20 protein-coding genes are annotated in these 17,548 nt (G+C 72.6%); 19 read left to right on the top strand and 1 reads right to left on the bottom strand.

What is annotated here, in order from left to right:
* Positions 1-1,065 (bottom strand): C40 family peptidase (locus BIV57_RS07895; protein WP_071655960.1); only part of this gene is annotated, 1,065 nt, incomplete at its 3' end.
* A gap of 355 nt (positions 1,066-1,420) precedes the next feature.
* Between BIV57_RS07895 and BIV57_RS07890 the strand changes: the two genes are divergently transcribed.
* The 19 genes from BIV57_RS07890 to BIV57_RS25915 form a co-directional block, all read left to right on the top strand.
* Positions 1,421-2,161, top strand: coding sequence for a DNA-methyltransferase (locus tag BIV57_RS07890; protein WP_071655959.1), 741 nt, complete (start codon positions 1,421-1,423; stop codon positions 2,159-2,161).
* A gap of 137 nt (positions 2,162-2,298) precedes the next feature.
* The gene (locus tag BIV57_RS24550; RefSeq protein ID WP_139275519.1) at positions 2,299-3,093 is read left to right on the top strand and encodes a hypothetical protein; all 795 of its coding nucleotides are present in this window, start codon (positions 2,299-2,301) and stop codon (positions 3,091-3,093) included.
* Positions 3,090-3,974, top strand: a complete 885-nt coding sequence (locus tag BIV57_RS07880; protein WP_071655957.1) for a hypothetical protein — start codon at positions 3,090-3,092, stop codon at positions 3,972-3,974. The genes BIV57_RS24550 and BIV57_RS07880 overlap by 4 nt, the downstream gene beginning before the upstream one ends.
* A gap of 63 nt (positions 3,975-4,037) precedes the next feature.
* Positions 4,038-4,511 carry a DUF6238 family protein gene (locus BIV57_RS07875; RefSeq protein WP_071655956.1) on the top strand — a complete coding sequence of 158 codons (474 nt, stop codon included), beginning with the start codon at positions 4,038-4,040 and terminating at the stop codon, positions 4,509-4,511.
* Entirely contained in the window at positions 4,511-6,028 is a 1,518-nt protein-coding gene (locus BIV57_RS07870) for an ATP-binding protein (RefSeq protein ID WP_071655955.1), read from the top strand. Before BIV57_RS07875 ends, BIV57_RS07870 begins: the two co-directional genes overlap by 1 nt.
* A gap of 62 nt (positions 6,029-6,090) precedes the next feature.
* Complete coding sequence (locus BIV57_RS07865) at positions 6,091-6,612, top strand: hypothetical protein (protein ID WP_071655954.1); 522 nt, start codon at positions 6,091-6,093, stop codon at positions 6,610-6,612.
* 66 nt (positions 6,613-6,678) lie between these two features.
* Positions 6,679-7,590, top strand: coding sequence for a hypothetical protein (locus tag BIV57_RS07860; protein WP_139275517.1), 912 nt, complete (start codon positions 6,679-6,681; stop codon positions 7,588-7,590).
* 83 nt (positions 7,591-7,673) lie between these two features.
* Positions 7,674-8,543 carry a hypothetical protein gene (locus BIV57_RS07855; RefSeq protein ID WP_071655952.1) on the top strand — a complete coding sequence of 290 codons (870 nt, stop codon included), beginning with the start codon at positions 7,674-7,676 and terminating at the stop codon, positions 8,541-8,543.
* Between the two features lie 65 nt (positions 8,544-8,608).
* The gene (locus BIV57_RS07850; RefSeq protein ID WP_071655951.1) at positions 8,609-9,526 is read left to right on the top strand and encodes a hypothetical protein; all 918 of its coding nucleotides are present in this window, start codon (positions 8,609-8,611) and stop codon (positions 9,524-9,526) included.
* A 46-nt stretch (positions 9,527-9,572) separates the two neighbouring features.
* Entirely contained in the window at positions 9,573-10,499 is a 927-nt protein-coding gene (locus BIV57_RS07845; protein WP_139275515.1) for a hypothetical protein, read from the top strand.
* A gap of 46 nt (positions 10,500-10,545) precedes the next feature.
* Positions 10,546-11,040 carry a hypothetical protein gene (locus BIV57_RS07840; protein WP_071655949.1) on the top strand — a complete coding sequence of 165 codons (495 nt, stop codon included), beginning with the start codon at positions 10,546-10,548 and terminating at the stop codon, positions 11,038-11,040.
* Between the two features lie 64 nt (positions 11,041-11,104).
* On the top strand, positions 11,105-11,914 hold the full coding sequence (locus BIV57_RS07835) for a hypothetical protein (RefSeq protein WP_071655948.1): 810 nt from the start codon (positions 11,105-11,107) through the stop codon (positions 11,912-11,914).
* Positions 11,915-11,948: 34 nt separating this feature from the next.
* Positions 11,949-12,605, top strand: coding sequence for a hypothetical protein (locus BIV57_RS07830; RefSeq protein WP_071655947.1), 657 nt, complete (start codon positions 11,949-11,951; stop codon positions 12,603-12,605).
* A gap of 31 nt (positions 12,606-12,636) precedes the next feature.
* Positions 12,637-13,167 carry a hypothetical protein gene (locus tag BIV57_RS07825; RefSeq protein WP_071655946.1) on the top strand — a complete coding sequence of 177 codons (531 nt, stop codon included), beginning with the start codon at positions 12,637-12,639 and terminating at the stop codon, positions 13,165-13,167.
* Between the two features lie 3 nt (positions 13,168-13,170).
* Positions 13,171-13,992 carry a hypothetical protein gene (locus BIV57_RS07820; protein WP_071655945.1) on the top strand — a complete coding sequence of 274 codons (822 nt, stop codon included), beginning with the start codon at positions 13,171-13,173 and terminating at the stop codon, positions 13,990-13,992.
* A gap of 39 nt (positions 13,993-14,031) precedes the next feature.
* Complete coding sequence (locus BIV57_RS07815; protein WP_139275513.1) at positions 14,032-14,805, top strand: hypothetical protein; 774 nt, start codon at positions 14,032-14,034, stop codon at positions 14,803-14,805.
* Between the two features lie 15 nt (positions 14,806-14,820).
* Positions 14,821-15,663 (top strand): hypothetical protein, encoded by an 843-nt coding sequence (locus BIV57_RS07810; protein ID WP_139275511.1) that lies wholly within the window; start codon positions 14,821-14,823, stop codon positions 15,661-15,663.
* A 29-nt stretch (positions 15,664-15,692) separates the two neighbouring features.
* Positions 15,693-16,535: an SPDY domain-containing protein gene (locus tag BIV57_RS07805; protein ID WP_071655942.1), complete on the top strand. Its 843-nt coding sequence runs from the start codon at positions 15,693-15,695 to the stop codon at positions 16,533-16,535.
* A 45-nt stretch (positions 16,536-16,580) separates the two neighbouring features.
* A partial coding sequence (locus BIV57_RS25915; protein WP_245797477.1) for a type IV secretory system conjugative DNA transfer family protein occupies positions 16,581-17,548 on the top strand: 968 nt, incomplete at its 3' end.

The following is a 17,548-nucleotide window of genomic DNA, read 5'->3' as shown; positions in this document are numbered from 1 at the left end:
GCTCAGGGGCACGATCCGCACCACGGCGCCGGTGTGCGGGGCCTCGATCAGATAGCCGGAACCTAGGTAGATCCCGACGTGGTTCGGGGCGGCGGCGCTGCCCTCGGTGAACAGCAGATCCCCCGCCTCCAGCGCGTCCTGCGGGGCGGGCCGGCCGGCGTGGACCTGGGCGTAGGTGGTGCGCGGCAGGCCGATCCCGGCCGCAGCGTAGGACTGCTGGACCAGCGAGGAGCAGTCGCAGCGCTTCATCGGATCCCCGCTCTTCGGTGCGGTGCAGGTGCCGCCCCACTGGTACGGGGTGCCCAGCCGGGCCATCGCCGCCTGGAGCGCGGCACGCACTGCGGCCGGCGCGCCGGCAGGGATGCGGTAGCCGGCCGGGACGGTGCCCGGCGGCGGAGCGGCGGCGTTCGTGCTGGTGCAGGAGACATCGGTGACGGGCTCGGCTGTTCCGGGCGTGGGTGTTGGGGTGGTGGTGCCGTTGAGGTGGGTGGCGAGCGCGGTTTGCAGGGCGGTGGCCAGGGGTTCCCAGTGGGCGTAGGCGCCGGGGGTGGCGGACTGCTGGACGTGCTGGGCGGCCTGATCCACCGTCATCTGCTGCCAGCCGGACAGGTGCAGAAGGTGGGTGTAGAAGGCGGTGGAGGCGTGGACGGGGTCGGTGATCTGCGCGGCGCTGCCCCAGCCCTGCGAGGGGCGTTGCTGGAACAGGCCCAACGAGTCGCGGTCGCCGTAGGAGAGGTTGCGCAGCCCCGATTCCTGCAGGGCGGTGGCCAGGGCGATGACCTGGCCGCGGGCGGGCACGTTCATGGCGATCCCGGTCGCGACGACGATCTTCGCATTGGGGATCTGCCCGCCGGGATCCGACAGGCCCTCCACCTTCGGGGTCTTCGCGCCGGCCCCCTTGTCGAGGATCTGCTGGACGGCCTCGGCGACCGCCGCGCTGTCCACGGAGGCCCCGCCGGCACAGGTGGCCGAGGCGGCGTCGCCGCCGGCCAGCAGCATCGGCAGCAGCACGATCAGGGGCAGCACCAGCAGGGCGGCGAGGCCCAGGACGAGGGCGCGCTTCATCCGCCGCCCGAACCCGGACGGGATCGAGGGGCCTCGGGATAGGGGCGGGTTCTGCGGTCGGGTCGTGCACGGGAGAAGGAATGCGGCATGCGGCCTCCGGGATCGGGGCGTGCCAATGGGGGGACCACGACGAGAGCAAGCGCGGGCACCGGCGGCCCGCGCACCGTTCATCGCCCGGGAATTGCGGGCGGGACGAGGTTTTCGAGGTGCTTCCAGATTAAGCCGGTGGGGACGACCGGCCTTCAGCGAAGTCGGGTCGGTCGGTGCGGGGAGAATTGAGGTGTGGGAAGGGAGTTGCGCACCGTGTGCAGCTCGTCGCCCGTGCACGCTTGGTTCTCAGGAGGCGCTTGGATCGATGCCCTACACCCTGCACCGCGGCGACGCGCTCGCCGTGCTCACCACCCTCACCGACGCGTCGATCGACGCGGTGATCACCGATCCTCCCTACAACTCCGGCGGCACCACCTCGGCCGAGCGCACCGGCCGCACCGCCCGCGCCAAGTACACCTCCGCCAAGGACGAGAACCTCAAGGACTTCCCCGGGGAAGCCCGCGACCAGCACTCCTACACCCGGTGGCTGACGCTGATCCTGACCGAGTGCTACCGCGCCACCCGCGCCGGCGGCATTGCGGCCGTCTTTTGCGACTGGCGGCAGCTGGCGCCGACCACCGATGCGCTGCAGGGCGGCGGCTACCTGTGGCGCGGGGTGATCGTGTGGCACAAGCCGGTCTCCCGGCCGCAGAAGGGCCGGTTCAAGCAGGAGTGCGAGTTCGTGCCCTGGGGATCGAAGGGCCCGATGGACGCGGCCAGCAATCCGGTGTTCCTGCCCGGGATCTACTCCGCCTCCCAGCCGCGCAAGGACCGGGTCCACATCACGCAGAAGCCGCTGGAGGTGATGCGGCAGCTGGTCAAGATCTGCCGGCCGGGCGGCACGGTGTGCGATCCGTTCACCGGCTCGGGCACCACCGGGGTCGCCGCGCTGGCCGAGGGCTACGCCTTCGTCGGCGCGGAGGTGAGTGGGCACTACTTCGCGATCGCCCAGCAGCGGCTGGCCGCACAGGAGCAGCTCACCCGGGACGACTTCGACCTCGCCTGACCAGCCGCCAACACGCTGAAGGAGATGCAGTCATGAACTTATACGGAGACCGCCCGTCGCCGCAGCCGTCGGACCTCCCGATCGCACCGGCCACCCCCGATCAGGCGCGGAAGCGGGCTGCGCGGATTCGCTCGGGGATGCGGGTGGTCGCCGAGTGGCAGCAGGAGGTGATCACTGCATTCCGGGCCCGGGACTGGGCGGCGCTGGGCTATGCGAGCTGGGAGAGCTACCTGGACGGGGAGTTTGGCTCCCACCGCGTCCAGCTGCCCCGCGGCCAGCGCCAGCGGATCGTCGAGGCGATGGCCGAGGCCGGGATGTCCACCCGCGCCATCGGCGCAGCAGTGGGTGTCGGAAAGACCACGATTGAACGAGACGTGGACATGTCAGGTGGCCCAGATGGGCCACGTCAGATAACGGGCATAGACGGCAAAGTCTATGAAGTGTATGCGGAGGTGCCAGGACCCGACCTCGGGCCCGCGGTGTCGGACGAGCAGTTGAAGGCGGAGGCGCTCGCGATGCTGATGCCGCCCGGCACCGAACGGTCGGCGACCGACACCGTCGGCGCCGAGTTCGGCGTGGAGGTGCGGCTGGCCGACATTCCGGGCGTGCCGGAGCCGAAGCCGCATCCGCCGCGGCGGCGGCCGCTGCCGGATGAGATCGAGGAGGCGGTGCGCGAGGAGCTGCGGGTCGCCCAGCGCAAGGACCGCATCGCCGGCGACAAGCGCCTGGCCACGCACTGCGCCGCGGTGCACCACCAGCTGCCCGAACTGCTGGCCGGCCTGGGATCGAGCACCAAGTTCCTGGCGGCCGCCGACCTTCCGCACGCCGACACCCCGCCGGAGTCGCGCCGCTGGTGGGCCGAAACCTTGCGCGCCTTGGCCGAAGACCTCGGCCAGGTCGCCGACGCGATCGACAAGGAGCTGGACCAGTGACGGTCGACGTCCCCGGACCCGACCCGTTCGACCCCTTCCTCGACCCGTTCGCCTACACCGCGGCCGGCGATCCTTCCAGCAGTCCGGCTCCGCGGGTGCGGACGCTGCTCGTCGGGCCTCGGCAGGCCACCAGCTGGCTGGCGGCGCACAATGCCGTTCAGCGGCCGCTGCGCGAGAAGGTGGTGGCCGCCTACGCCCGCGACATGGCCGCCGGCCACTGGCGGCTGAACGGCGACACCATCAAGCTGTGCGTCCACGGCGACGTCCTGGACGGCCGGCACCGCCTGGCGGCCGTCGCCCGCTCCAAGGCCAGCGTTCCGGTGATGCTGGTGGAGAACCTTCCCGACTCCGCGCAGGAGTCGGTGGACTGCGGCTCCCGCCGCTCTGCCGGGGATGTGCTGGCCCTGCACGGCGAGCAGCGCCCTCACCTGCTGGCGGCGGCGTTGCGGCTGCTGTGGCGGTGGGAGGTCGGCGACCTTCGCCTGACCGGCCACGCCCCCACCACCTCCGAGGTCCTCCAGTTGCTCGCCGCCCGCCCGACCATGCGCGAGAGCATCGAGGCGGCCCACCAGACCCATGCCGCCTTCCCGTATCCGCAAGCGTCCGTCCTCGCGCTCGCCCACCACCTGTTCACCCGTCAGGACGCCGACGCGGCGACGGTGTTCCTCGAGCAGGTCGCGTCGGGCACCGGGCTGCCCGACGGGCATCCGGTGCTGGCCCTGCGCCGCACCCTGGTGCGGGCGACCTCGGCCGGGAATGGCAGCCGGTCTCGGACCTGGAAGCTGGCGGTGCTGATCCGGGCCTGGAACGCAGGCCGCGTCGGCCAGCCGCTGCACCGTCTGTCCTACCTGGCCGGATCGCAGATGCCCCTCCCCCGCTGACGGCCTGCTCCATCCGCGTTCCCCGCCATCCTCTCCGTCCGCCGGAACGAGGTCCGCCCTGCCATGACTACCGCTCTCGACCCCGATGCCGTCGATGCTGAGCTGTCCGCCCGCGCGATCTTCGCGCTGGCCGGCCAGCAGATTGCCCAAGCCGCCACCCGCACGAGCCTGACGGCGCGGGCCGATCTGGACGCTCTCCATCAGATCCTGATCACCTGCCACACCCTGACCGCAGCCTCCCCGCGCCCGCCCGGGGATGCGTGCGCCGATCACCTGGCGGCGGCCCGGGTGCGGCTCTTCCAGGCGGCCGAGGAGGTCCACCGCGCCTTCCACGCCGCCAGCCGCACCGAACCTGCCGACCAGACGCGAAGCGTGCAGCGCCCCGGATGCGGGGGCTCGCATCCGGAGGGCCGGCCCGCGCTGCAGATCTGCAGCCGCCAGGTCAAAGCCGGCGCCGCGATGCGCGCCACCGCGACCCCGGCGGCGCTTCGCGCCTCGTTCACGGGCCGCATCCGGCACGGCGCCGAGGGCCGTTGATGCGCATCCGCGCAACGGCAGCGCCGCTGTTCACCCCCCGGACGGTGAAACGCGCCCAGGCCCAGGCGCGCCGAAAGGCGCTGGCCGAGGCCCAACGGCACGCACGGAAGGTCGCCGAGGACGCACGTTCCGCCCAGCGGCCGGCACCGGAGGACCAGGACGATCTCGCCGGCTCAGGAGCTCTGTTTCCGCCCGGTGGACGCCCCGGAGTGGCGTCGGCGCGCGGCGGCAAGTTGAAGCTGCCGGCGCACCGGGTGACCACCGCGGTCGCGGCAGGTGCGTATCCGTTCCTGGCCGAGGGCGGCCTCGGCGCGCAGGGCCTGCTGATCGGCCAGGACGTCCACGCCGAGGCCGCCTTCTGCTTCGATCCGTTCGAGCTCTACGGACGCCTGGCCGGCTTCACCAACCCCAACCTCCTGCTCGCCGGGGTCATCGGGATGGGCAAGTCTGCACTCGCCAAATCGATCGCGCTGAGGGCGACCTGCTTCGGCTACCGCGTCTACGTGCCCTGCGACCCCAAGGGCGAATGGAGCAGCGTCACCCTGCAGCTCGGCGGCTCCGTCATCGCCCTCGGCCCCGGCCTCCCCGGCCGCTTGAACCCCCTCGACGCCCCGCCCCGACCGGCCGGGGTCAGCGTGGCGGCGTGGGCCGGGGAGGTCCGCAAGCGGCGCCTGCTGCTGCTGTCCTCCCTCACCCGCACGGTCCTGGGCCGGCCGTTGACGCCGATGGAGCACACCGCACTGGATGTCGCCCTGGATGCGGCCGTCAACTGGGCCGCCGGCCAACACACCGTCCCCCTGCTCCCCCACGTCGCCCGGATCCTGAACCACCCCGACGTGCTCACCAAGATCTCCGGGGAGGTCGCCGGCCGATTGGGCGACGCGGTCTTCGACGTCGCCCACGCCCTGCGCCGCCTGGTCTCCGGCGACCTGGCCGGCATGTTCGACGCCCCCTCCACCACCGCCTTCGACCCGCGCGTGCCGGTGCTGTCCATCGACCTGTCCCGCTTGAACGGCACCGGCGACGACACCGCCCTGGTCCTGGCGATGACCTGTGCCTCGGCGTGGATGGAGGCCGCCCTGTCCGACCCGAGCGGGGGAAGGCGGTTCGTCGTCTATGACGAGGCCTGGCGGGTGATGCGCCACCAGGGCCTGCTGGAGCGCATGCAGGCCCAATGGAAACTCTCCCGCGGCCTGGGGATCGCCAACCTGCTGGTCATCCACCGCCTCTCCGACCTGCTGTCGGCCGGCGACGCCGGATCCCGAAGCCGCGCCCTGGCCGAGGGGCTGCTGTCGGACTGCTCCACTCGCATCATCTACCGCCAGGAGCACGACCAACTCGCCGCCACCGGGGCCCTGCTGGGGTTGACCGGCGTGGAGATGCGCGCGGTGGCCGATCTGCCCCGCGGCCGCGGCCTGTGGAAGATCGCCGACCGCAGCTTCATCGCCCACCACCAGCTGCACCCGGCCGAGCTGGCGATGTTCGACACCGACGCCCGCCTCACCGAAACCGCCTGACCCACTGTCATCAGCACAGCGCTCTGTCAGAGTCCCACTCCTCCTTCTCTTGGGAGGTCTCTTTGCCCGATTCCCCCTCCGACCCGCCCCGCGAGCTGCTGCGGCAGCTAAGCGAGGCGCTCTCCCAGACCCTGAACGCGATCGCCGCGGCCACCGCAGCAGCCGCCGACGACCCGGACGACACGCGCGCCCACCTGGCTCCCCGCCTGGCCGCAGCCGCCGACCGCATCGACCGGATCTGGCGGCTCACCCTCCAGGCGGCGGCCGCGCAGGGCGTGGACACCGACGGCATCCCCGCACCGCAGCCCGCCACCGAAGCGACCGCCGCCGCACCGGAAACACAAGGCGAGGCGATCCGCCACCTTGCCGACCTCCACGCCTCGGCCGAGGCGCCGCTGAACCGCGCCCAGCACCTGCTGGCCGCACTGCGCCGGCCCGCCGAGGGCGTCCTGCAGCTGACGGCCGTGCGCACCGCGGTACTGACCGCGGCGCACGCCCTGAACCCGCCCGGCTCTGACGGCCCGTCGGCCGCTGCACAGCAGCCCGGTCGGCAGGGCGGTTCCGGCCGCCCGCGGCAACGCTGACCCCGACCGAGGTCCTGCTCGCCCCACTCCGCATCATCCCCCTTCGCCTCCTCGGAAGGTGCCGTCGTGCCCAAACGCAGTGCTGACGCCGCGTCCGACCCCGCAGCAGACCTGGTGCTCCTCCGCCTGCCGAACAACACCGTGCTGGCCCATGCCCTCACCGATGCCCCCGCGCTGGAGGCGATCCTGGTCGAGGCCGGCTTCACCCCCGAGCAGCAGAACGCGGCGATGTTCACCGCCGGCGGCCTGGAGCTGGAGGACGTCAACCGCCTGGCGCGGAGCGTGGTGGCGGCCGGGTTCGTGCCGGATCGCCTGGACGCGCCCACGTTTACCCCCAGCAAGGCCGAGGCCGTCCGACAGGAGGTGTTCGCCGGCCTCATCGAGGAACTCCGCGTACTCGCCACCGGCCCGGACGCACCCTTGCTGGAGACCCTGGCCGAGATCGGCACGGTCGCCAAATGGGCCGAGCAGCAAGCCGACCACCGCACCCACGCGCACGCTGGAGCCTTGATGGCCCAAGGTGGCGTCATCAGCACCGCGTGGGAGGAGGCCTTCTCCGCCGCCGCCGGCCTTGCACAACCCCGCGAGGTGAACGCGGCCGTGGTGCTGGCCGTCGCGATGCGCGACCCGGCCCTTGATGCCGCAGAGGCGGCGACGCGTCTCCGGGCCCTCTGCGAGGGGCCGAACGCGCCCCTGTTCACCCTATACAACCGCCTGAATCGGATGGCCGTGCTGGCGCGGGCCGGGCTGGGGGCGGACGGCAAGGGCCTGGGCGCGTCGTTCACCCTCAGCGCGGAGAGGACGCTCATGGCCGCAACCCAGGTCCTGGACGTCTCCGATCGGCTCGGGAGCGGCCACGATGCATCCGCCGCCCGCCACACCAGCCGCGTCCCGCAGGAACGCGGCGCCCGGCCAGCCGATCCGTCGCCTCCTCCGCGCACCGACGACGGCGGGCCGCCGCACGGTCGCCACCGCTGACCGTGATCCCCCCGTGATCCTGCTTACCTTCCTCCTCCCTTTCATCGGAAGGATCTGCCATCCCCGAATCAGGCGACTGGGATGTGGCGCTGCTGCGCCTGCCCAACAACCGACTGCTCGCCCTCACCAACACCAACGCCCCCGCACCGACCGCGATGTTGATAAGCGCGGGCTTTCGGGTCGAGATGCCCCACACCACCGTGCTCACCGCAGACGCCCTGGAGCCGGAGGCGATCGACCATCTCGTGCGGGATCTGCTGGCCGCCGGGTTCGTGGCGGACCCCGACCGCGCCGACGCCCTCACTCCGGACCAGGCGGTCGACGCCCGCCAGCAGCTGCTGGACGGGTTCGTCCGGGACCTGCGGGGCCTGGGCACCCGGCCCGACTCGCCGCTGATGGTGGCGCTGGGGTCGCTGAGCCAGGTCGCCGAATGGGCCGACAGCCGCGCCGATTCCGATCTCGGGCTTCATGCCGATGCGCTGGCGAACGCCGGCTGGCAGCTGCTGGAGGCCTGGCAGCAGGCGTTCAAGGCCGCCCTCGCGCGGGCCGAGCCCAGCGTCGCCGCGGTGGAGGTCGGCATAGGCCTGGCCCTGCGCGACCCGCTGCTGGACGCCGCCTCCGCGGCCCGGCAGGTCAACGACCTGTATGTTGCCCGCTCCTCACCGGTGTTCACCATCTGCGAGCGGATGCAGTACATGGCCACCGTCGCCCGCGCCGGACTGGGCGAGGACGACGCGGACCTGGCCGCCGTCGTCGCCCGCAGCGCGGAGCGTGTCCTCGCCGTCCCCGAGGGCCTGAACCGGGTGGCCGACCACCTCACCGCAACACCTGTCTCTTCGGCGGCCCGCGGACGCAGCGGCGTGCCGCACGATCCCGACGCGCATTCGGCCGCCCCGACCATCGGGCCGCGCCCCGGCGATGGCACCCCACCGCCACACGGGCACCGCCGCTGACGATGGCGCCGCCGCCCGGTCATCGTCAATTCCCTTGATCCTTCGTGCCCTTGGAGGGGCCCTTCGTGACCGCTGATGCCGTCATCCACCGCCTGCCCGACCATGCCCTGGCCGTCGCCGTCGACCCCGACTCCCAGCTGGCTGACCTCGCCGCGGAACTGCTCCGCAGAGAGGGCTTCACCTCCATCAAGGCCCCGGGACTGTTCACCGCCCAGGATGAGGCCGACAGCTACCGGCTGTTCGACCACGCCGCACTGGCTTTGATGAGCGCCAAGCTGACCGTCTCCAACGCCTATCTGCCCGACCTGGCCGGCACCCAGCTGCAGGTCCTGACCGAGATCGCCATCACGGCGCTGGGCACAGCCAGCAGCCGGCTGCTTCAGGCCGAACACGACGCCCCGGTGCAACAGCTGATCGACGATCTGGCGACGCTTCAAGTGTGGAGCGCCAGCAGCGGCCGGCAGGTCGTGCGCGCGATGAGCGAGGGGGCGGTCGAAGCCTCCGGGGCGGTGCTGTCGGGGTGGCTGACCGCCCACGGCGCCGTCCTGGAACTTGCCGGGGACGCCCTTCCCAACGACCCCTACGTCCCGGCCTTCGCCCGCCCTGCCGCCTCGATGCCGCTGACGGATGCAGCGCTGCTGGTGCGGAACCTGCACGCACTCGCCGCATCCCCGCTGCGCACCATGCAGCTGCGCATCGAGCGGATGGCCGGCTACGCCGCCGCCAACCTCGGCGACAGCGGCCGCGCAGTTGCTCGGCAGATGCGGCTCGGTGCAGACATCATCCGCACCGCCGGGCCGATGCTGCGCCGGATGGAGAAGACCCTGGCCCTGGTCGCCGGCGGCGCGGGCGCCGCGCAGGTCGAGCGCGCCCTGGCCGCCACCGACACCGGCCGGACCGCGGCCGAGCCCAGTAGAGGCGCCCTGCGCAGCGCGACTCCCTTCACTCGCGCGGAGCACAACAGGCCGCGCCCTCGCCCCTGACCCCCCGCGCCTGCCGAATCGTTTTACCGATCCAAGGAGCTTGTTCTTGACCGATGTTGTGCTGCCCCCGGTCGTGATCCGCTACGTGGTCGCCACCGGCATCACCGCCTTCACCCCCGCCGTCGACCCCAAGGCCGACTCCCTGCTGGCCGACGCCGGCTTCACCGCCACGCCGGTCCCGTCCCTCCATACCCTGCCCGCAGGAATGTCGCGCCCCGAGCAGGTAAAGCGGGTCAAACGCGCTGCCTCCCTGCTCAAGCGGGCCCGCATCCCCGTCGATGTGCAGAGCCTGGCGCTGCCGCTCAATCCGCGGGCGGCCGCTGCCGCCGAGGCCGACAGCTTCGGCCGCGGCCTGCACCGCACGTTCGTCGAGGTCGCGTTCAAGCAGGACGGGCCGGCCACCCGGCTCGCCGCGACCCTGCTGGGCGCCCGCCTGTGGGCCTCCCACCAACCGGGCGGATCCAACGCGGAACTGCCCACGCTGCTGGGTGATCTGGCCCGGGACAGCCAGAAAGTCTTCGAGACCGCGCACTGGTCGCTCTGCCGCATCCACGCCGAACCGGTCCGCCTCCCCCACCGCTCCTACGCCGTCGCCGCTTCCGCCGATGTGGGCCCGGAGCAGGCCGGACAGCATTTGCGCGCCCTCACCCGCATCAACGAAAGCGCCCTTGCCGACGCGCAGCAGTTGGTGGACTACACCGCCGCCGGCCTGAAGCTGTTGTGCGGGGAGCGCGGCAGGGCAACCGCGGCCGCGCTGCGCGGCCTGCGGCCCGGCCTGACCGCGATCGGCACCGCCATCGACCAGGCCGCCACCGCCGTCGAAGCCCTCTCTGCCCCCGGGTCGCGCTCGACTGCGGCCGCCACCGAGTCCGCCGTTCACGGCGACAAGCCCGGCCCGAGCGGCGATGGGTCTTCGTCGATCGCGCCCCCGCAGGGTTCCCCCGCCCCCAAGCACCGGAAGTCCGGGCGCTGAGCCCCGACCTATCGCTTCCCATCAGGCCAGGAAGGAACGTTCCGGCATGCCCGTTCCCACCCACTTCGACGTCGAGCACCTGTGCGGCCACAGCCTGACCCACGACCTGTCGGACAAGCGGGCCGACGAGCGAGCAGGCTTCGCCCGCTGGCTCGGCCGGCGCCCGTGCACCGACTGCTGGCGGGCCGCCAAGGACGCCGAGAGCGAGACCCCCGAGCACCGCGCAACCCGTCATGCTGCCAAGCACGCAGAGGCCCGCGCCTGGTCCAAGGACCAGCACCTGCCGCCCCTGGAAGGCAGCGACAGCCAGATCGGCTTCGGCGAGGTGATCCGACGCAAGATGCTGACCGCCGCCTACCAGGCTCTGGTCCTCGACGGGCAGATGAGCGAGACGGACTGGGAGCAGGTCGAGGACCGGGCCCGGGGCGTGGGCCTGGCCCGCTGGTGGCTGGACAACAAGGAGCTGGACCCCGAGCTGCTGCCCGAACTGCTTGAGGCAGCCGGCGAGGACGACCGCGGCTGCGAGAACCCAGCCATATGACCTGGGGCCCCGCTCCGCTCCTGTCGCGTCTGCCCTGCGTCCGCCTGCCGGTTATTGGAGGGCGATGGCCGAGCCTTTGCTCCTCAGCACCCACTACATCGATCCGCTCGCGGACCAGGCCGCGCTCGATCATCAGTCGGCCGAGCTGGCGTTGCATCTGGAGAGCGTCGGCGATGAAACCGACGTCATCGCCCATGGAGCCCTGCGCGGGCAGGGCCTGGACTTCGCGATCACCCGCTACCAGAACCCGCAGTTCGACCGGCCCGGAGCCGACATCTTCGGCGTCCTCCGGCTGCTGCGCACCCCACTCGGCTTCCACCTGGCCTTCAGCCAGGAGCCGACCTCCGCACTGGCGATGCGGCAACTGGCCCTACTGCGCTGCCCGCTGGAGCGACTGGCCGTCGAGCCCGGGGCGCTGCTGCCCGACGATCCGCTCTCCCGACGCATCACCACGCGAACCTCGTCCTCTGGGCTGGAGGCCAAGGTCATGGCCTCGTGGACGGCGCTGAATCCCGGGCCGGGCTCGTTCTGCGAAAGCTGGGCGCTGCTGTCCCACCCCGACGAGGACCACGTCCGCCTGCAGATCGAATCCTGGCCCCACCAGGGCGCGGTGCTGCTGCGCGAGGGCTGGTTTCCCGAGACTGCGGACGCCTACGCGTGGTTGGAGCGCCGCTACGCCTGCGCCCCGTGCCGGCCCCTTCCCCCGCCGCCGGAGGACGCCGCGCTCGCGGCCCTGGCACCGCAGCTGCCGATCTTCGACCCGACCCACCCGGCGATCACCGCCACCACTCTGACCGCCCTCGCCCACCCGAGCGCCGACCGGCAGCCGCCCCCGCCGGCGCCCGGGCCCCCGGACCATCGCCGACACCGCTAAACCAACACAGTCCTCATCCTTGATCAGGAGTCGCATGTCCGATCTTCTGCCGATGAGCTTCACCCTCCTCGACGACGGCGCTGTGCACGCCACCGCGCCCACCACCCAGCAGGGCCGCGACGCCCTCTCGGTGCTGGGCTTTACCGAGCACCATCTCGCCGCGGACCGGCCCTACTTCCGCCTCGCCCCCGCCCCGCTCGAAGAGCAGCGCCGCACGGTCACCGCGGCCGCCGCGGGCCTGACCGCCCTGGGCATGGAGTACGAGGTCGATGTGCTGCTCGCCCCGCCGGGCTCCGCCGAGCACATCCGCACCGCGGTCACCCCCGGGCAACAGGCCGTGGCCGCGGCCGCCGCACTCGCGGACAGCGGCCCCCTCCGGGCAGCCGACCAGGCCATGGCCGCACTGGCCGAGCGCGCCAGCGCGCTCAACCTCAACTACGGCGACCCGCGCCTGGACCTCCTGGTGCACCAGTTCACCTCGGCCGTCCAGCAGCTCAACACCGTCCGCAGCTACCTGCGCGACACCGCCGCGGTGCTGCGCGAGGTGGAGGCCGACTTCCCCGCACCCCGGTTCGAGCGCTTCAGCGCCGCCCGCTCCACCACCCACCTCAGCGCGACCAGCAGCGCCGCGCCCGGCCATGCCGAGGCGTCGGCTATGGCGCAGCCGGCGGCGGCGCGCCGCACCCACTGATCCTTCTCTCCGCCTCGCCCTGGAGCCGCCGTTGATTGCCGAGCTGCACCGCACCGACCATCCCGAATGCCTGTTGGCCCGCCTCCTGAACAGCACGGACAGCCCCACCCCCTACCTGGCCGGAAGCCTGCCGCACCCGCCTTCCACCGCCGACACTCACCGCGCCGACCTGCTTCACTTGACCACCCGCCACCTGCAGAAGCCGCTGGACGCGACGAAGGAGCACGGACCAGCGGCTCGACTCGTGGTGTGGCATTGCCGGCTCGCTCATCCCGTCGATCAAGCCGTGCTGGGCGACGGGCAGTGGGCGCGGGCCGCCACCGCCATCGCCCGCACCGGCCGCTTCGCCAGCCCCGAGCACGAGGACGGACCGCGGTGGGTCGCGTTGCGCACCGGCCCCGACCGGCTGGATCTGGTCGCCGTCCTGCTCACCGAGGACGGCCGCGCCCATCCCGCGCCTCAGCCGTCCGAGGTCGCGGCCCTCTGCCGCCGCCTCACTGCGGAACTCACCTCGTCTGCAGCTCCCGGCTCTCTGCCGGTCCGCCGGATCCGGGGGTGGTGACCGGTGACCGACGACGCCCACCTCGACGACGTAACGGGCTGGTGGACGCTGCACCCGCACGATGAAGAGACCGCCGTAGCCCGGCGGGAGTTGAGCACCATCGGCGCCAACATCCGGGCCGAGGCTATCGCCCGCTCCGACGGCGGTGGGGTGTTCCTGGCGGCGCTGGATCGGCAGGCAAACTGGATCGCGCCCCGCCACCCGGCGCACCTGGTGCTGCACCTGCAGCCAGTCGATCCTGCGGATCCGGACCGCTTCCACCTGGACTGGGGATACCGGCCCACCCTGGCGCTGGCCGAGGGCTGGCTGCTGGAGCACGGCTGCCCGTCCGAGCAGTTGGCGCGCACCGCCTTCGCCCGCCGGGAGGATCCGCTCACCCAGCACATCGAACAACGCATCCGCACGGCCGGGGACCGCTTCGACCTGATCGACCAGGAGACCCGCTACGGCGACGACGCGCCCGACCCGGAGGTGGACATCGAAGTCTTCGCACTTCTGCAGGACCTGGACCCGTCCCCCGCCGCCGGGGCGGCGTTCCGGATCCAGCTGGAGACCCACCGCAGCGACGGTTCGGTGCTGCTGCGCGAGGGTGCCTTTCCCACCGTGCAGCGGGCGGTCGGCTGGCACGCGGCCCGCTACGAGCAGGGCCGCACCAAGCAGTTGCTGCCCGCACCGCCCGAGGACGCCGCGTTCCTGACCTCCGGTCAGCTGCGCGCCGATGCCGCCCGCAGCACCAGCAGCAAGACCCGGCCCGCCGCGGCGCCGGAGTCCGCTCCGGGCCCGTCCTCCACGCCGGAACGGCCGCGCGGCCGCCACCGCCGCTGACCTCCCGGATCACCCGAGACACCTTCCGGAGGACACCCCATGCCTCCCACCGCCTCAAGCTGGAGCAGCCAGGGAAACCGCGGTGAGCGGGCCGAGCAGGTCATCCGCCTGCTGAGTCCGCCCGGCACGATCCCGATGCTCCGGATCACACGCGCACACGGCCCTTTGTCGATCGGCTCGCTGCGTGAGCACCTGGCCGACACCAACACCGGTACCGTCGGCTCCCGGCTGCACCACCTGCGCCGCCGCGGCCTGCTCGTCCCGGTGCAAGGACTGACCACTCCCGTCCGGACCACCGCGCTCGGGGACGCCGCGGCGGAGGTCGAGGAGGCGGTGGTGGCCGCGGCCGAGCTGCTGCCGGCCCCCTGGGCGGGCGCCGACCCGATCAACCAGGCCGAGTCGCTGCTGGAGCGGCTCGCCTACCGCCACGTGCCCGCGATTCTGCTCGCGCTCGCCGAAGGCCCGTGCACTGTACCGGAGTTGGCCGACCGGCTGGCGCGCCTGCCGGACAAGACCGTGGCCCGTCAGGCGGATCTGGCCCTGGGGATCGCCTGGATCGACCGGTCGGCTCCAACCAGCCGCCGCCGCTACGGCACCCGCCTGGTGCTATCCGAGCGGGGCGAGATCGCCACCGTGCTACTGGGGCAGCTGGCCGACTGGGCCCACACCCACCTCCCGCCGGAAGCGCCGCACCAGGCCACCGTCACCGCTGCAACAGCCCTGTCCCCCGCTGTGCGCCCGGCGGCCACCCACTCGCCCGCGCCGGTCGCCCCTGCAAGGGATGCCGACTCTTCACACGCACGTCATCGCTGATCAGGAGGCATGCTGTTGACCGAGTCACTGTCCGAACAGGCCCGGCGGCGGATCACCACCGCCCTGGGCGCCGATCCCGCTGCGCTCTTCAGCGAGATGCGGGCCGGCACCGCCCGCCACCCGATGGTCCCCCTGGTCCTCCACCAGTTCGTCCGCCTGGTCACAGCCGAGCGCGACCAGCACAGCGCCCGCCGCAACCTTGGCCAAGCGGCCGGAGACGACTCGGTGGACAACCTCACCGCCCGCATCCAGATCCTCGCCGAGCACACCCGGACCGCCGAGCACCTGGCCGGCGCGATGCACGAGCTGCTGTCCGCTGCTTCGGGGCGGATGCCGCAGGTGACCTCGGAGCAGATGCGCAGTGCCCTGTCCCAGATCGGGCTCGGCCTGCCCAGCGCCACCAACGTCACCCCCAACCGGTCGGCGCCGCTTTCCGTCCCGGCCCCCGCACCGGCCTTCAAGCACGGCATCCCGCCGCTGACCGATCCGCAGCGGACCGCCCTGGTCAAGATCGCCGACGGTGGGGCCGCGGAGAAGGGGTTGAGCGGCAGCCGCTCCCGCGTCCGCGCCGCCGACCGCACCGTCCTGGACCGCGACGCCGTCTCCGAGCTGCAGCGCCTCGGGCTGGTCACTGTCGGCACCGCCGATGCCAGTCGCATCCTCGGCCTTCGAAACGCCCCACTCGCGGTCACCGACCAGGGCAAGCACATCGCCGCCCAGCTGGTGGCCGAGGCCAGGCGGCACGGCGCCACCACCGCCCGCACCCAGCTGACGCCCCCAAACTCGCCGGAGTCGCCGGTCCTGCCCCGGCAGATCACCGAGAGCGGCCAGGCCCAGCAGCGCCGGCGCGGACGCTGACCCACCGTCACTCACCACCAGGAGTCGCCGTGCCCGATCCCGCCAACGAGCCGGTTCTCGTCTCGCCCGTCTACCTCGCGGGCTGCACCTACGCCGAGCAGACGGCCCTGCTGCCGCTGCTCGACGAGGAATGGCCCATGCACGACGACGACGCCGACACCTTCCACCTCACCAGCCCCGACACCCGCATCCGCCTGGCCCACACCACCGGGGACCGGCGCTGGAGCGGCGCGTGGGCCTGGCACCTGACCGGCTTCGCCGACCCCTTCAGCGCCCCGACCTGGGCGGCGAAGTTCACCCACGCAACCCCCACCGAACTCCTCACCGCCCTGGCCGCGGCCCTACCCGGCAACCTCGGCCTCAGCTCGCCCTCCCTCGCACGCCAGCGCGTCTGCGAGCAGGAGGTGTTCAACCCGCTCCACCGGGCGGGCTGGGAGCGTCCGGCCGATCTGGCCGACCGGCCCGGCTACCACGTCACGGCCCCCGACAGCCTCGCCCTGCTGGCCCTGGACCGGCGCGGCTTCCCCGACCTGCGGCTCGGCAGCACCGGACTCGCGGTGTGGCAGATCGCGGTGCGCGATCCGGACGAGGTCGAACCGCACCCGGGGTCCTGGACGGCCGCCTTCAGCCGCGACTTCCCCCTCCACCTGCTGGCCGCCCTCACCCGGCGGCTGGCCGACCCGACTCCCGTCCACCGCTACCCCCACCAGATCCCCGAGCACTTCCGCACCGCGGTCCATTCCCGGGCAGCTTCGGCCACGTCGGCGGCGGCGGCGAGCACACTCACGGCCGGATCGACAACGGGCACTCCGGCACCGCGAATCGATCCGGCCCCGGAGCCGCCAACCGCCAGGCCGCAACGACTGCGCTGATCACCCCGAGGCCCCTCAACTGCCCGCACGTATGCGGAGGTCTGCTTGCCCTCACCCCGAACCGGTCAGCCTCGTGCCGCCTCTCCCACGCCCGGTCTCGACATCGCCTTCACCGTCCTGCTGGTCCTGGCGACGGTGGTCGTCGTGGGCGGCAGTACCGCCTGGATCGGATGCAATCTGGCCGCCACCGGCGCGCATCCGTCCGAGTGGACCGGCTACGACCCGCTGTGGGACGTGCTCCAACCCCAACGGCAATGGCCACACCTGTCGCTGTGGCCTCGCACCTTACTGGCCTGGGTGCTGCCGGCCGCCCTGGTCGCGGGCACGGCTGCGGCCGGGTGGCGGTGGCGCGATGCCCTTCGGGCGCCCCGCTCCTCCTCCGGCTATCTCGCCGGACGGATGGATCTTGCAGCGATGATGCCCCGTCAGACCACCGAGCGCGCCCGGCAGCTGCGCCCCAGCCTCGCCAAGACACCCGCCAAGGCCATCGCCGGCGACCAGACCGGAGTCCTCCTGGGGAACCTGGACCGCTCGCGGCGTCCGGTGCGCTCCTCCTGGGAGGACGTCCTCCTGGCGATCATGGCGCCGCGCTCCGGCAAGACCAGCGCGCTCGCCATCCCCGCCATGCTCCGCGCGCCCGGGGCGGTGATCCTCACTACCAACAAGGCCGGCGGCGACGCCTACACCACCACCCTCACAGCCCGGGCGAAGGTGGGCCGGTGCTGGACGCTCGATCCGCAGCAGATCGCGCACGCCGCCCGCGAGATGTGGTGGGACCCCCTGGCCACTGCCGACACCCTCGAAGGCGCCAGGAGGCTCGCGGGGCATTTCGTCACCGCCTCGGTGGATGAGAACAGCCAGAACGACTTCTGGTCCACCGCCGCACAGAACACGCTCATGGCCCTGTTCCTGGCCGCCGCCTCCACCGCACGGCCCATCACCGACGTCCTGATCTGGCTTGCCTCACCCGCCGACCGCACCCCCGTCGACGAACTCCGAGCCGCCGGACACGA

It is taken from the genome of Mangrovactinospora gilvigrisea, from assembly GCF_001879105.1.
Taxonomy (GTDB): domain Bacteria; phylum Actinomycetota; class Actinomycetes; order Streptomycetales; family Streptomycetaceae; genus Mangrovactinospora; species Mangrovactinospora gilvigrisea.
The sequence above is the reverse complement of the archived record's forward strand: the minus strand, read 5'-3'. Positions and strand labels throughout refer to the sequence as shown.

Coding starts and splice junctions, on each gene's coding strand:
- BIV57_RS07890 (WP_071655959.1), top strand. CDS start 1,421: ATGCCCTACACCCTGCACCGCGGCGACGCGCTCGCCGTGCTCACCACC.
- BIV57_RS24550 (WP_139275519.1), top strand. CDS start 2,299: ATGCGGGTGGTCGCCGAGTGGCAGCAGGAGGTGATCACTGCATTCCGG.
- BIV57_RS07875 (WP_071655956.1), top strand. CDS start 4,038: ATGACTACCGCTCTCGACCCCGATGCCGTCGATGCTGAGCTGTCCGCC.
- BIV57_RS07870 (WP_071655955.1), top strand. CDS start 4,511: ATGCGCATCCGCGCAACGGCAGCGCCGCTGTTCACCCCCCGGACGGTG.
- BIV57_RS07840 (WP_071655949.1), top strand. CDS start 10,546: ATGCCCGTTCCCACCCACTTCGACGTCGAGCACCTGTGCGGCCACAGC.
- BIV57_RS07835 (WP_071655948.1), top strand. CDS start 11,105: ATGGCCGAGCCTTTGCTCCTCAGCACCCACTACATCGATCCGCTCGCG.
- BIV57_RS07830 (WP_071655947.1), top strand. CDS start 11,949: ATGTCCGATCTTCTGCCGATGAGCTTCACCCTCCTCGACGACGGCGCT.
- BIV57_RS07815 (WP_139275513.1), top strand. CDS start 14,032: ATGCCTCCCACCGCCTCAAGCTGGAGCAGCCAGGGAAACCGCGGTGAG.